The organism is Candidatus Vicinibacter proximus (genome assembly GCA_016713905.1).
In the GTDB taxonomy this organism is placed as follows: Bacteria; Bacteroidota; Bacteroidia; order Chitinophagales; family Saprospiraceae; genus Vicinibacter; species Vicinibacter proximus.
In genome coordinates this window covers 127,670-142,029 of sequence record JADJOE010000002.1, presented here as the reverse complement: position 1 = coordinate 142,029, position 14,360 = coordinate 127,670, and the positions used below count along the sequence as shown (strand labels likewise).

Here is a 14,360-nt window from a genome sequence, read left to right as displayed (position 1 = left end):
AAGAATGGTTACAATTTTTCATTTTAAATCAGAAAATGGAGATATTTCTCTTTCACAGTGCTAGAAATTATTTTAACGCTTACCATTGTGCATTAAGTTTTCAATAATTTATAGCCAAGACATCATAATAAACCAATGTAATTTATGAAATGGAAAAATTTCTTAATTTAGAGCTTGGTAAGTCAACTTAGATGTTTCTTAAAATATTTTTTTCAATACTGTTTATTTGTGCTGTGGCAATTCTATTTTGGAACTCTACTGTACAAGATAGCGCAAAGTTGAATCATGAAATTCGGGATAACCGGGTTTCTTCGGTATATCCAAGAATCAAGGGAATATCTTTAGTTGCTCCACCGAAACCATTTAAAGAAAATCCTGCACACAGCATAAGGAGCGTTAACGCAGAATGGATTGCCGTGATTCCTTATGCCTACACTCCCTTAAACAAACCCGAAGTTAAATATGGCGACAACAGCTGGCAATGGTGGGGGGAGACAGAGCAAGGTGCCAGAAAAACCATAGTGATTGCAAAAGAAAACAAACTTAAGGTAATGCTTAAACCCCAGGTTTATATCCATAAAGGTTGGACAGGATCTTTGGATTTTGCGAATCCATTAGATTGGGAGCAGTGGGAATCTCAGTACTCCGGTTACCTGCTCAGAATGGCATCGCTTGCAGAAGAACTTAAGGTTGAATTATTTTGTATTGGTACTGAATTTAATCTATCTGCACAGAAGAGACCTGCATTCTGGTTTGATTTGGTTGCTCAGGTGAAGAAGATATATAAAGGGAAGATTTGTTATTCTGCCAATTGGGATGATTATGCTCAGGTGCCATTTTGGGATGAATTGGATTATATTGGGATCAGTGCCTACTTTCCATTAAGCAACGAATCTGAACCGGACACTGCCACACTAAAATCAGCCTGGGCGCCTTATCTGGAAAGTTTGGCGCAATTTGCCGACAAGCACCACAAACAAATATTATTTACGGAATATGGATATCTGACTGTCAGTGGATGTGCAGGCAAGACCTGGGAACTGGAAAAAAATATAAGAACCTTATCCCTAAATGAGGAGGCACAGGCAGTGGCGTATCATGCATTATTCAGTAGTTGGTGGGATAAAGATTTTTGGGCAGGAGGTTTTGTCTGGAAATGGTTTCCGGATGGTGAAGGCCATGAGGGTTATCCTGAAAAGGACTATACACCTCAGGGAAAAAAAGCGGAAGAGGTACTCAGGACCTGGTACGCCAGGTAATTTTTACAGGTAAATTGATGCACCAATTTTCATCAGAAAGGATTGGTTAAACCTTGGTTAAAGAATTTTAATCTGGAATTGTTTGAACCAAAATATCTTTCGGTTGTCCCATCTTTGCTAGAATGAATAAAAAAGCAATTTGGCTGGTTATTGGATTGATGGGTGTTGCCCTTCTGGGTACCGTCATTCTGCAGTTTTATTGGATCAACTGGTCGGTTAAGCTCAATGAAAAACAATTTGATGACCACATCATCACAGCTTTAAAAAGAGTTGCCGACAAACTGGAAAAGGAAAAGGAAAATTGGGAGCTTTCGCAAATTGAAAAATGGATACAAGAAGGGAACAGGCCATTGGAAGATCAAAAACGTCTTTTGGAATATGCCACCTTGCTGATGAGCAATCAAATTTCAGCAATCATGGACTCCAGTAGTTTCAGTACACTGGATCCTGAATACAGCTGGGATAAGAAGAAAGAGATTGTGGAAATGATAGATCGTGAGTTGCGGATACATCCCGCTGGTTTGGAGCAACGCATCAATCCCCAAAAACTCTCAGCCTTACTAAAACACGAATTCGACGAACTCAATCTCAATTTAAAATATTCCTTTGGTGTCTATGACAATGCTCATAAGAGTTTAGTCATTTTGAATGAAAATTATGTGGTAGATCTGGCAACTAATACAAATGCTTCCCGCTCGGACATTGAGGATGATAAAGTATTGACAGAAACTTCCTACAGGGTGGCTTTGTTTTCTACAGCAAGCGGTTCCCCCGGTATTTTAAAAGTGGTTTTTCCAACCAAGCAGTCATGGTTGTGGAAATCCGTTTTGCCAATAGTTTTCTTATCCTTGTTGCTTACGGGTTTGATTTTGGGTTGTTTTATTTATGTGATTTATGTGATTTTTCGACAGAAAAAATTATCCGAAATCAAAAATGATTTTGTCAACAACATGACCCATGAATTTAAAACACCAATAGCTACTATATCCCTGGCTTCAGATTCTATTCTTTCTCCAATGATCATCCAGTCTCCGGACAAGATCAGGAGGTTCATGGATATCATCAAGCAAGAGAACCGCAGAATGTTAAGCCAGGTGGAAAAAGTTTTGCAAATGGCATTGCTCGATAAGCATGATTTCCAACTTAACCTCAAGTCATTGGACATTCATGAAATTATTCGGGAAGCGGTCAGGAACATCAGTTTGCAGGTGAACCAAAAGAACGGACAGATACATGAAGAACTGGGCGCTTCTAATGCCATTCTGAGAGCAGATCAAACGCACATGACCAACATAATCTACAATCTGCTGGACAATGCCAACAAATATTCCATGGAATCCCCATCTATCCGGATTATTACCGAAAATGCGAAGAAAGGAATTCAAATCAAAGTAATAGATACCGGAATAGGAATGACCAAAGATGCACAAAAAATGATCTTTGAAAAATTCTATCGGGTACCTACAGGCAATTTACATGATGTAAAGGGTTTTGGACTTGGCTTAAGCTATGTTAAAGCCATGGTGCAAGCCCACAATGGCACTATTGAGGTAAGCTCCGAACCCGGTAAGGGATCTACTTTTACACTTTATTTTCCCAATTAATCCAAATTTTTAATGGGACAGTATATATTTTTCAATTTTAAACGTTAGTAACTGAGTATAATTCTCACTTTATGATTGCAGCAAATACCGAAAACAAACCGAATACAAAAATTCTATTGGTTGAAGATGACCGTAATTTCGGTGATGTTCTTAAGTCTTATCTTGAAATGCATGGTTACGATGTAGACCTTGCTGTGGATGGTATAGATGGATTTGAACATTACAGAAGGGGTACCTATGACCTTTGTATTCTGGACGTCATGATGCCCAGGAAGGATGGTTTTACCCTTGCGAAAGACATCCGTACCAAAAGTGCAGAGGTCCCTATCATTTTTCTAACCGCAAGGACCCTCAAAGAGGATATTGTAGAAGGATTCCGAATTGGTGCTGACGATTATGTTACCAAGCCTTTTAACTCTGAGGAATTGCTTTACAGAGTACAGGCAATTCTTAAAAGGGCCCAAAAGAACAAGAACAATCCTTCAGAGGAAGTGAACGACTACCAAATAGGTAAGTATCATTTTAATTTTCCGCTTAGGGTTCTATACCTCAAGGAAAATGAAGAAATACACGATAAAGTAAAGCTAAGTCCTAAAGAAGCTCAGTTGTTAAAAATGTTCTGTGAGCACCGAAACAATATTCTTGCAAGATCGGAAGCCTTATCTAAGATTTGGGGTGAGGACAACTATTTCACTGCCAGAAGTATGGATGTGTTTGTGACCAAACTCAGAAAATACCTGGCCAATGATTCAAATATTGAAATCAGCAACATACATGGAAATGGATTCAGAATGATCATCCATGGAGAAGAAGGTTCGGAATTGTAAACCTTCCCAAACGTTGCTAAGTCAAGCGGTAATCAGCCTAGAGAGAATTCTCGTGAAATCTATATATTCAGACTGTATTCTACAGAAATAGCAGTGTTCAGCAATTTAGAGATTGGACAGTTCTTTTCTGCATTGTGCACACATTCTGCGAAAACCTCTTCTGATATCCCATCTACTTTTGCTTTTAAGACCAAATGTGAAGAAACAATACTTCCATTTTCAAACTTAATCCTGCATTGGGTCTCCAAAAGTTCGGGTTTGAATCCGGCTTCACCTAAAACAAAACTTAATTTCATACTGAAACAACCTGCATGGGCTGCTGCAACCAATTCTTCCGGATTGGTTCCGATTCCCTGTTCGAATCTGGACAGAAATGAATATTGCGTGTGATTAAGTATTCCACTTTGTGTGCTGAGGTTGCCACTTCCTTCCTTACCTGATCCTTGCCATTGAGCGTCTGCTGTTCTAATCATATTTCTTTTTTTATACTGAAATGAAAGAACAAAACACCACGATAATGGTTTGGTTCATGGCGGTCGGGTCCGGAATTTTTTTTAATTAAGCCGATCCTCCTCTAGAAATAAAGTTAAGGGTTTCATATTAAGTAATTTTATTCGTCAGGATAGGTAATTACTACAAAAATGAATAAACTTGATTTTATACTTTTAAATATTAGCATGATTAAAAAATGGAAAAAAATCAATTGCAAGATCTCTGCGACAAATTAATATCCGTAGCTAAAGAAGCCGGATGTTTTATTCGTGGAGAATTGGAACGAGTTACCTCGGAACACATTGAAGTTAAGGAAAAACACAGTCTTGTAACCTACGTGGACAAAGAGACAGAGAAAATGATTGTGACCCAACTGAAAGAAATCTTTCCGGATGCTGCATTCCTTACAGAAGAAGGCACCACTGAGCAGCTGACGGGTAAGGAATATACTTGGGTTATAGATCCGTTGGATGGCACGACTAATTTTCTTCAACATATTCCGGTCTTTTGTGTAAGTATTGCGCTCGTAAAAAATGGAAGACCTATTCTCGGTGCCATTTATGATCCCATGCAAAATGAAAGCTTTTATGCCTGGAAAGGAGGAGGAGCCTGGATGAATGGAAAGAAAATTCAGGTGAGCAAGACTCCGCTGTTATCTGATGCAGTCATCGCTACCGGATTCCCTTATGCTCGAAAGAATATATCCTCTCTTATTGTGCTTCTAAGGTTAATTTTGGAAGAAGCCAGGGGGCTTCGCAGACTTGGATCAGCCGCATTAGATCTGGCTTATACAGCATGCGGCAGATTTGATGGGTATTATGAAGCCCTGATCAATCCATGGGATGTCGCAGCCGGAATATTATTGGTGGAAGAAGCGGGTGGTCTGGTTACGGATATGGATGGGCAGCTGAACCCACTTTACAGTCCTCATATATTGGCCGGAAATCCTTTTATCCATGAAGTGCTCCTGAATCATTCAAAAGAAGTAAATGCGCATCAGACTTAGATATGGTTGTGTGTTGGGATAGTATTCCTGTAAATTCATAAGTATGCCACATTTATTTCCTAAGCTTTCTCAAAGGTATATTGTGAATACAATGGACTTAAAGAACCTGCGTTCAAAGCTAAGAATTGATTTATCCAAAAGGACTGCCGGGGAAGTTGTATTTATATTAAGTTTACATCAAATTTCAAAAGCATGAAAAAATGGGCTGTTATTATCATCCTGGCACTGGGAGTTGGTGCTTACATTGGTTATAAAATGTACAACAAACCTTTTGATGTCATGAAAGACATGAAGGAAGACTTCAGTCTTACTGCAGAGGATTTGTACAATCAGTTTGATGCCAATGAAGACGAAGCCAATAAAAAGTATCTCAATAAAATAATTTTGGTCAGCGGGAAAGTGCAAGGCACTGTAGTTAATGATACAGGCATGACCGGATTGTCTTTGGAGACCGGTTCTCCAATGGGTGGCATTATCTGTGAGTTTGATACCAAGACAGATCCTGTTAAACAAAAATACGAACCGGGTACAGAACTGCAATTGAAAGGAATTTGTACCGGAAAATTGATGGATGTCGTACTGAGCCGCTGCATCGTTGTACCTAAAAAGTGATTTTTTAAAAGCCTAATATTTGATTTGTATCATGGTTTTGAATGAAGCAATCATTTAAATTTTGTGCCCTGCCTAATTAATTTTTTCGACCAAAATGTCCTCATTTAAAATACGAGTTCTTGTTTTTTTGGGTGCCTTGACCATCATTGGGATTTTCGTAATGCAGGGCGTTTATATTTACAAAAATTACAACAAGGAGGAAGGAGAATTTCACAGAGCAGTAAATATTGCTTTGCGAAACACTGCTGTGGAAATCGCCAAATACAATGGCGTGAAGTTGCCTGAAAAGGGATTGATTAAAATGGAGTCCTCAAACATTTACGAAGTCAATGTAAATTCTCCAATTGACCAGACAATTTTGCAGACTTTTCTGGAGACAGAATTGGACAAGCAGGGAATAACTACATTGTTTGAATATGGAATTTATAATTGCAATACCAACGAACTTGTTTTTAGTGAATGTTGTCTGGTCGCAAAGGCAGATAAAAAAGTTACCGTAAAAAAGAACAGAGGAAAGAAAAAACCGGAGAATTATTATTTTGTGGTACGTTTTCCGGAGAAAAAATCTTTCTTGTGGGTGGAGATGAAATCCATTTGGTTTTCAACGATTTTATTGTTTATTGCTTGTGCCATATTCAGCGCAGCCATCATTGTTATTTTACGACAAAAAAGATACTCTGAGTTGATGAGGGATTTTGTAAACAACATGACCCATGAATTTAAAACCCCCATTTCCTCTATTAAAATATCTGCCGATGTGCTTTTGCATCATCCACTCGTTGAAGAGGATAAACGTTTGACTCAATATGCTCAGATCATTCGCGATCAAAATCAGCGACTGAATGATCAGGTTGAAAAGGTATTGCAGATTGCCAAGATGGAATCATCTTCTTTTTCGCTTAACAAAGAGGAATTGGATTTACACGAACTGATCAAACAATGCAGTAGTCAATATGCATTCCGACTCGGTGATGGTGGAGGAAGTCTGCAGATGAGACTGGATGCCTATAAATTCAGAATCAGAGCGGATCGTTTTCACATGACCAACGTCATATCCAACTTGCTGGACAATGCAGTGAAATACAGCAGGAACAATCCTGAAATCACCATCCGGACTTCCAATGACAAAGACAAACTGATTATTGAAGTAGAAGATAGAGGTATTGGAATACAAGCCCATGACTTGGATAAGTTATTTCAGAAGTTCTACCGTGTCCCAACCGGAGATGTCCATAATGTCAAAGGATTTGGCATTGGACTTTACTATGTAAAAAGAATTTGCGATGCTCACGAATTTGAACTTAATTTGCAGAGTGTTTATGGAGAGGGAACTACGGTGACGATCACATGTAAAAACAGTTTTGAATGAAAAAAGCCAGATTACTTTATGCAGAAGATGATGAAACCCTAAGTTTCATCACCAAAGACCACCTGGAACTTCAGGGTTATGAAGTAGTACATTGCGTAAACGGTGCCATTGCATTCGAGGTTTTCAAAAATGAAAAATTCGATTTGTGCATTTTTGATGTGATGTTACCGGAGATGGATGGATTTACGCTTGCCGAGAATGTGCGAAAGAAAGATCAGCAGATACCCATCCTCTTTCTTACGGCTAAATCCCTTAAAGAAGATAGGATTCATGGCTTGAGACTGGGCGGGGACGATTATCTTACCAAACCATTCAGCATCGAAGAACTCATTCTGAAAATAGAGATTTTCCTGCGACGCAGCAGGGTTTTTGAAGCACCTACACAGGAACAGGAATTGGTTGTAGGAATGTACAAATACCTTCCGCTTGAATACCAATTGATCAAAGATACCAATGTGCGCATCCTGACGCAAAGAGAAAGTGAGCTGCTGGACTTCTTGCTTAAAAATAAAAACAAAGTGATCAAACGTTCTGTAATCCTGGAGAGTCTCTGGGGCGAGGATGATTATTTTATGGGCCGTAGCCTGGATGTTTTTATTTCCAGATTACGCAAATACCTCAGTGAAGATCCGGCCATAAAAATCGACAACATACATGGTATAGGTTTTAAGTTTCTTTGCCCTTAGAATGTTAGCCGGTAAGAGATCCCTGATTATTTTACTTTGTCTATGCCTTTATGGGCTTAAGGCACAGAATGTCAATCCTTTTGAATTGCAGCGACCCGCCGGCAATAACACCCCTGATTCTGCCAAAATTACTAAGGACAGCTCCGCACTTCAGATAAACCCTTTTGAGCTTCGTCCTGCAGCTGTCAAAACAAACTTTGCTGTTGAGCCGGACTATTTTAAAGTAGTCTTTAACCACTGGATGTCCGTAAGACAAGATCCAACGGAAATTCGAAGTATCCTCTTTTGGCTTTTGCTCTTTCTTACGTTTATGATGTCCATCGCGCTGAACCTCAACCGGAATTTTTTGATCAAACTTTACCGGAGTAATGTAAACCTAAATTTCATGAATTTACTGTACAGGGAGAGTAAAGAGGAGAACAGGTTGATCTTTCCCATCCTGTACGGACTATACTTTGCAGGCATGAGCATATTCATCTATTTGGGTCTTATTTTGTGGAAAGGCAGCCTCCATCCATTGATCCTACTGTACATCAGTCTTGGCGTAAGTGGAATTTATTTGATTCGTCATCTTTCTCTACGGGCCTTAGGATGGGTCTTTGGTGTAGTGAAAGAGACAGATAGATACCTCTTTAACATAGTCAGCTATGGCAGCATGCTGAGCGTTTTATTGATTCCAATTGACTTTATTTTGGCCTTTTCCAATCCCGACTGGTCACGAAAGCTTATGTGGTGGTTTTTGGCTTTCCTCTTTCTAAGTTACGTATTCCGGCAGTTGAAAGAAATATTATTGGCTACCAACCTATGGCGAAACTCAATATTTCATTTTTTGTTGTACCTTTGCACCTTCGAAATCGCTCCCTTGGCTTTGCTTTATGAGTTTTTTCATAGGTCGGTCTAGGAGGCACAGCAAAAATGCCGCAGTAAATGCCGACGAAAACGACGACCATTGCGACCACACCAGCCGACAGACTGAAAAAGGTGAAAACCATTTTGGTCTCACAGCCTAAACCCGAACGATCCCCCTATTTCGAGATAGAGAACAAGTATAATGTCCAGGTAGACTGGCGTTCTTTTATCCAGGTGGACGGACTTACCGAGAAGGAATTCCGCAAACAAAGAATTCGTCATGACGAATTCCCTTGTGTGATCTTCACCAGTAAGAATGCTGTGGACCATTTTTTCAGATTGGCGGAAGAGTCCAGAGTCAAGATCTCCGAAATGTGCAAATATTTTTGCACCACCGAGACCATTGCCAATTACCTTCAGAAATTTATCATTTTCAGAAAGCGTAAGGTGTTTCATGGGACTAAGAATATCTCCGAACTTGCGACTGCATTTAACAAACATAAAGATGCAGGAACCTTCCTCCTCCCTTGTTCAGACACCGGTAGCAGTGAAGTTTCCGATTTTCTTAAATCTACCAAAATAAAATTCCAGGAGGCGGTCATGTATCGCACCGTAAGTGCCGACCTGTCCGACCTCAAGGACATTAAATACGACATTTTGGTGTTTTTCAGCCAACTGGATATAAAATCACTTTTTGAAAATTTTCCGGATTTTGAACAAGGGGCCACACGGTTAGCTGCTTTTGGGAACGCAACGGCAAAGGCTGTGCTCGATGCTAAGCTCATTCTAGACATCCAGGCACCTTCTCCACAGACGCCATCGATGACCATGGCTCTGGATGAGTATCTCAAGAAATCCAACAAATAATCAACCAGCATTCCATGCGTCCGGGCTTCATATCAGATCTTGCAGACCGGCTGAGCCGGTCACTACCAGGTAGAAATGCCCATGCCCGCATGTCTCCTTTACCCCATAGACTCGACGAACTTCCTGCTGAAGACCATACAAGGGCATCCGTGATGGTCTTACTCATGGGGGATGAGCAAGAGATGTATTTTCCATTGATCAAGAGAAATCCGGTGAGTGCTCATGATCCACACAAGGGTCAGGTGAGTTTACCCGGAGGAAGAAGAGAGGAAAGCGATTACAACATGCTCTTTACCGCGCTGAGAGAGACTCAGGAGGAAATTGGCGTTCCGGCTTCTGACATCAAGATAGTGGGTGCCCTCTCCGAATTATACATTCCTGTCAGCAACAACCTGGTATATCCTTACATCGGCTGGTACGAGGGCGACCTCGATTTTGTCCTTCAGGAATCCGAGGTCTTCGACATACTGCGTTGTCCGGTGCGGCATTTGATTAAGGAAGATCTTTATACAAGGAGAAAGCTGAAGACCAGTTATGCAAGTTCAATTGAAGTTCCGGGCTTCGAACTGGAAGATGCCTGGGTCTGGGGCGCAACGGCCATGATTCTGGAAGAATTAAGAGAGCTGATCCATACCATTTAGAAATGATAAAGGCCTGGGTTTAGGCCAATGCACCCTGTTGTTCAAATTTTGGAAAATAGATGAAGGCCAAAGCAGCCAGCAACCAGCCTGCAAAAACATCAATCATGTAATGATGGCCCAGATAAACGGTTGCCACCATTAAGGAGGCAGCAAAAGGCAACATCAGATAAAATATTTTTCGTTCAAATTTAAAGGCAAAACTCATCACGAGGATTGTGATGGCATTGTGTAAACTAGGAAAAGCATCCCGCCTTACACCTTCACTGATGTGAAAAAACTGGTACATGTTTTCTTCTACCTTCCAGTTCAACAAGGCAGGGTTGTGAAACAATTCTTTGAAATAATGTTTGGGACCCACCGCAGGAAAAATTACATACAAGAAATAACCGGTAAAAAAAGTAAGCATGATGGTGACCAGAAATTCCCGGTATTCCTTTTTTTTATTTTTCAGATACAATATCAATCCAAGAGTGACGGGATAATAGAAGAAAAGAGAATAGTTGATTTCAAGCCATTTGATCAGCCATACAGGTCGATATTTTAAAGCTTCTACCGACAGTTGGTAGCCGATCAGTTTCTGGTCGATGGCAATGAGCCGGTCGTCAATATTGGTAGGATGCAGAAAATAAACCAGATCATGCAGGTTGGTATAAATGGCAATGCAAAAGAAAAAAGGGGCAATGTCCCGGAACACCTGCACAGGTTTTCGATCCTGATATTTTAACTGGACGTAGGCATAGATGATCATCAGGCCAAAGGTGATGAAGAATCTTTCCCGTGCGCCATTGGGGTAACCCTTTTCACCTACAAAATAGAAAGTCAGAAAACTCATGGGCAAGAAAAACCAAAGTGCCAGTTTTTCTTCAGTTCGCAACAAGGAATAAATTTGTTTTATCCGGTTCATTTTGATTTCAACACTTTTTAAACCATCCATTCTAATAGATACAGTATCCGAATAAATTGAACTTTCACTGTGACTAAAGAATGGCCTATTGAATTTAAAACCTATTGGTATAAAACATTCAGGACGGCGAAATTAAGAAAATATCTCTTGTGTGTTCAATTTTAATTCCAGCCTGTAGTTTTGATCCTGACATGGTGCCCTTTCACCAGATCTATGCAAAAGTTTTTGGACAGTGTATAAGAATGTTTTGAAACCTATAAAACGGAATAGGATTTTAGTCTGTTAAGTGGCTGACAAATTTGTTGAAGAAAGTGCAAAGTCCTATTAGCAAATTTGAAAATGAGTGGAATTGGAAATGACTTATTTTATTCGCTACATTTTATTAGTGAGGTCGTTTTTTGAATGTGCTATTATGAATGATTCACACCTTTTAGCAGATTATCTGATTTGGATGAATTAGGTTGTAAACGGGTTAAAAGATTTTTATGCACCGCATTTACAAACGGCGGGTAGGTCGCAATCCATCGAATTAAGATCAAGGATTTAGAGATCAAGAACAGATTGCCGGATATGGATATTGAAGTTCAGCTGCTTTTTGATAATAAGTTTAATTACAACGAATGCTGGAATCTGTTTTTAAATTTCCAGAATTCTCATTGGTTTAGAAGGGCTTAATAGTTAGGAAAAAGATACTTACTTATCTGCTAAATTATTTACGGAAACTTAAAAATAAGTTGTTTAAAGTACAAATATGGGTAATCGTACAAAATGATTTAATTCAGCTTGGTAGAATTAGATTTCAGCGGATTAAATTCAGAACCCACTGGATGGACTGTAATTATTCATCTTTTTGTACAAATTCAGGGTATATAAATTTAACCTTTTTATGCAAAGATAAAAATCAATTTTATATTTGCATAAAATGTCGTCTCAAATGGTTATCAAACGCAATATTGAGGATAGGATTAGAGAGATGTCCCGAAAATTTCCTGTTGTATCTTTGACTGGACCACGCCAGTCTGGAAAAACAACCCTTTTAAGATCGATGTTTCCGGAATACCAATACGTTTCATTGGAAAATCCGGATATTCAGGATTTTGCTTTACAAGACCCTCGGAGATTTTTGGAAAATTATAATCGTTATGTGATTCTGGATGAAGTCCAGAGAGTTCCCCACTTATTTAATTATCTCCAGCAAAAAGTCGATGATGATGGCATTCCTGGGCAGTATCTGTTGAGTGGATCACAAAATTTTCAACTTATGGAAAGCATCACCCAGAGTTTGGCTGGTAGGGTTGCTTTGTTTAAGTTGTTTCCTTTTTCTTTTAGTGAATTAAAAAATGCTGGTTGGATGTCAACTACCATGGAAGAAACCATTTACAAAGGTTTTTATCCCCGAATTTTTAGTTCTGAAATATCTCCTTTAGATTATTATCCAAACTACTTTGAGACTTATCTACAACGTGATGTCAGGCAGTTGACCGCTGTCCAGGATTTGGTGATTTTCCGAAATTTTGTGCGTCTTTGCGCAGGTAGAATAAGTCAGCCCCTGAATTACCAATCCCTCTCCAGTGACGCGGGTATTTCACCACCAACGGCCAAAGCCTGGATGGGTGTTTTGCAAGCAAGTCATATTTGCTATTTACTGCCTCCATATTTTCAGAATTATTCCAAGCGTTTGGCCAAATCTCCAAAACTGTATTTTACGGATGTAGGACTAGTAGCAAATCTATTAGGCATTTCCTCACCAAGAGATCTTCAAACTCATTTTTCTCGGGGTCATCTGTTTGAAAATTTGATAGTATCTGAAATCATGAAACAGGGATTCGAAAAGGAATGGAATCCCCAATTTTATTATTGGAGAGAAAGCAATGGACATGAAATCGATTTGTTGTCAGAGACAAAAAACGGTTACACCATAGCAGAAATTAAATCTGCATCTACCATTAATAACTCATTTTTTCGAAATCTTCAATTTTTTCAAAAACATTCAAATGCTGATTTGCAACTCAGGTCATGGCTGATTTATGGCGGGAGTGAATCACAGCAAAGAGGCTTTGCTACAATAAGGCCTTGGAATGATTTGGAAGGAATTTTTTAACAAATGGATCGCACTCAAAAATCCCAGATCTATATTAATTTGACCAATGGATGAGCTAAATGTACCAAAACATGTTTGTAATATTTATTTTGCTTCTACTAACAGGTTGTCAAAAATCTGCCACCACAATTTTTGTAAATGAACACAGCCAATTAATTTTTCAAAAGAAAGACAGTTTATTTATTACTAATGAACCCTTAGCTTTTATAAAAATAAATAAATTTTCAAATTCTAAAAACATAATGGTTTATTCAACAGAATTAGGTTGTGATTCAATTGGCAATGAATACAACATTGAAATGACAATATCAAAGTTGAATAATTCATTTTTACTGAAATTTAATGATACCTGTGCTGAAAATTCGAACTATTCAGGAAAGTATACTCAATTAATTTTAGATCCGATTCAATGGGATTCACTTAAAATTCATTTTGCACACAGTGAGGAATATGATGTAATTGTCCATCGTCATAAAACAAAGGATTTATTTAAGAATAGCCATTTGTTGGATTTTGATTCAGAAATTTTACTTTTTTTTCATGATAAGTTTAATAATGATAATCGTTATACTCGATCAATTGAAGTTCCGGAAATTATAATGTTCCATAAGGGTTTAGTTATTAAAAAAAAGAGACGAGGATATTTACCCAACTATTTAATCAATATTAAAAAAATAAGTTATTCTAAATTTAATTATTGGTAATCATACTAAATGATTTACTTGAGCTGGTTAGGATTAAATTACTGTTGATTTATTTTTGAAATCACCTGAATCAAAGCAATTATTCTTATTTTTGAACCGACACAGAGCGAACCAATTAAATGAGGACATCTCTCAGGCACTCATTATTTACCCCTTTCATTCGTTATGCTTATGAATGCATCCCGGATTAGTTTATGATACTTAAAGTACAGCTGCAGATGAAAAAACCTATACTAAGCATATTTAATGGATTCAGGAAAGGTCTTCATTCCGACCCCAAATTTATCTATTACGCTTTTACATGCTGGCACTTTGTCCATACTATATCTCTGCCATATGTAAGAAATATACAGGAATTTGAAAATAATTTCGAAGAATGTGGGTTATATTTTAACATTGATTAGTCTTATGAAAGGGATGTAAATAAAGTAAATGCTCA

14 protein-coding genes are annotated in these 14,360 nt (G+C 38.5%); 12 read left to right on the top strand and 2 right to left on the bottom strand.

Annotation, left to right across the window (positions count from 1 at the left end):
* Positions 1-233: 233 nt before the first annotated feature.
* From IPJ83_07075 to IPJ83_07065, 3 genes are all read left to right on the top strand, one after another.
* Positions 234-1,259 (top strand): hypothetical protein, encoded by a 1,026-nt coding sequence (locus IPJ83_07075; protein MBK7880303.1) that lies wholly within the window; start codon positions 234-236, stop codon positions 1,257-1,259.
* A 122-nt stretch (positions 1,260-1,381) separates the two neighbouring features.
* Positions 1,382-2,863, top strand: coding sequence for a HAMP domain-containing histidine kinase (locus IPJ83_07070; protein MBK7880302.1), 1,482 nt, complete (start codon positions 1,382-1,384; stop codon positions 2,861-2,863).
* Positions 2,864-2,934: 71 nt separating this feature from the next.
* Positions 2,935-3,690, top strand: coding sequence for a response regulator transcription factor (locus tag IPJ83_07065; GenBank protein ID MBK7880301.1), 756 nt, complete (start codon positions 2,935-2,937; stop codon positions 3,688-3,690).
* A 59-nt stretch (positions 3,691-3,749) separates the two neighbouring features.
* Here IPJ83_07065 and IPJ83_07060 read toward each other — a convergent pair whose 3' ends face one another.
* A complete protein-coding gene (locus IPJ83_07060) occupies positions 3,750-4,163 on the bottom strand; it encodes an OsmC family protein (GenBank protein MBK7880300.1) in 414 nt (137 codons plus the stop codon).
* A gap of 215 nt (positions 4,164-4,378) precedes the next feature.
* Here IPJ83_07060 and IPJ83_07055 point away from each other — a divergent pair, with 215 nt between their 5' ends.
* From IPJ83_07055 to IPJ83_07025, 7 genes are all read left to right on the top strand, one after another.
* Positions 4,379-5,188: an inositol monophosphatase gene (locus IPJ83_07055; GenBank protein MBK7880299.1), complete on the top strand. Its 810-nt coding sequence runs from the start codon at positions 4,379-4,381 to the stop codon at positions 5,186-5,188.
* Between the two features lie 192 nt (positions 5,189-5,380).
* Positions 5,381-5,800, top strand: coding sequence for a hypothetical protein (locus tag IPJ83_07050; protein ID MBK7880298.1), 420 nt, complete (start codon positions 5,381-5,383; stop codon positions 5,798-5,800).
* A 94-nt stretch (positions 5,801-5,894) separates the two neighbouring features.
* Positions 5,895-7,169: a HAMP domain-containing histidine kinase gene (locus IPJ83_07045; GenBank protein ID MBK7880297.1), complete on the top strand. Its 1,275-nt coding sequence runs from the start codon at positions 5,895-5,897 to the stop codon at positions 7,167-7,169.
* Positions 7,166-7,855 carry a response regulator transcription factor gene (locus IPJ83_07040; GenBank protein MBK7880296.1) on the top strand — a complete coding sequence of 230 codons (690 nt, stop codon included), beginning with the start codon at positions 7,166-7,168 and terminating at the stop codon, positions 7,853-7,855. The genes IPJ83_07045 and IPJ83_07040 overlap by 4 nt, the downstream gene beginning before the upstream one ends.
* A gap of 1 nt (position 7,856) precedes the next feature.
* Positions 7,857-8,756, top strand: coding sequence for a DUF4271 domain-containing protein (locus IPJ83_07035; protein MBK7880295.1), 900 nt, complete (start codon positions 7,857-7,859; stop codon positions 8,754-8,756).
* Between the two features lie 26 nt (positions 8,757-8,782).
* The gene (locus IPJ83_07030) at positions 8,783-9,571 is read left to right on the top strand and encodes a uroporphyrinogen-III synthase (protein ID MBK7880294.1); all 789 of its coding nucleotides are present in this window, start codon (positions 8,783-8,785) and stop codon (positions 9,569-9,571) included.
* Between the two features lie 89 nt (positions 9,572-9,660).
* Positions 9,661-10,212, top strand: coding sequence for a CoA pyrophosphatase (locus tag IPJ83_07025; protein ID MBK7880293.1), 552 nt, complete (start codon positions 9,661-9,663; stop codon positions 10,210-10,212).
* Positions 10,213-10,231: 19 nt separating this feature from the next.
* On the opposite strand, the gene IPJ83_07020 is transcribed toward IPJ83_07025, so the two are convergent.
* Complete coding sequence (locus tag IPJ83_07020) at positions 10,232-11,116, bottom strand: inositol phosphorylceramide synthase (GenBank protein MBK7880292.1); 885 nt, start codon at positions 11,114-11,116, stop codon at positions 10,232-10,234.
* Positions 11,117-12,050: 934 nt separating this feature from the next.
* Here IPJ83_07020 and IPJ83_07015 point away from each other — a divergent pair.
* Together IPJ83_07015 and IPJ83_07010 are read left to right on the top strand one after the other, a co-directional pair.
* The gene (locus tag IPJ83_07015; protein ID MBK7880291.1) at positions 12,051-13,217 is read left to right on the top strand and encodes an ATP-binding protein; all 1,167 of its coding nucleotides are present in this window, start codon (positions 12,051-12,053) and stop codon (positions 13,215-13,217) included.
* 71 nt (positions 13,218-13,288) lie between these two features.
* On the top strand, positions 13,289-13,921 hold the full coding sequence (locus IPJ83_07010; GenBank protein MBK7880290.1) for a hypothetical protein: 633 nt from the start codon (positions 13,289-13,291) through the stop codon (positions 13,919-13,921).
* Positions 13,922-14,360 lie beyond the last annotated feature (439 nt).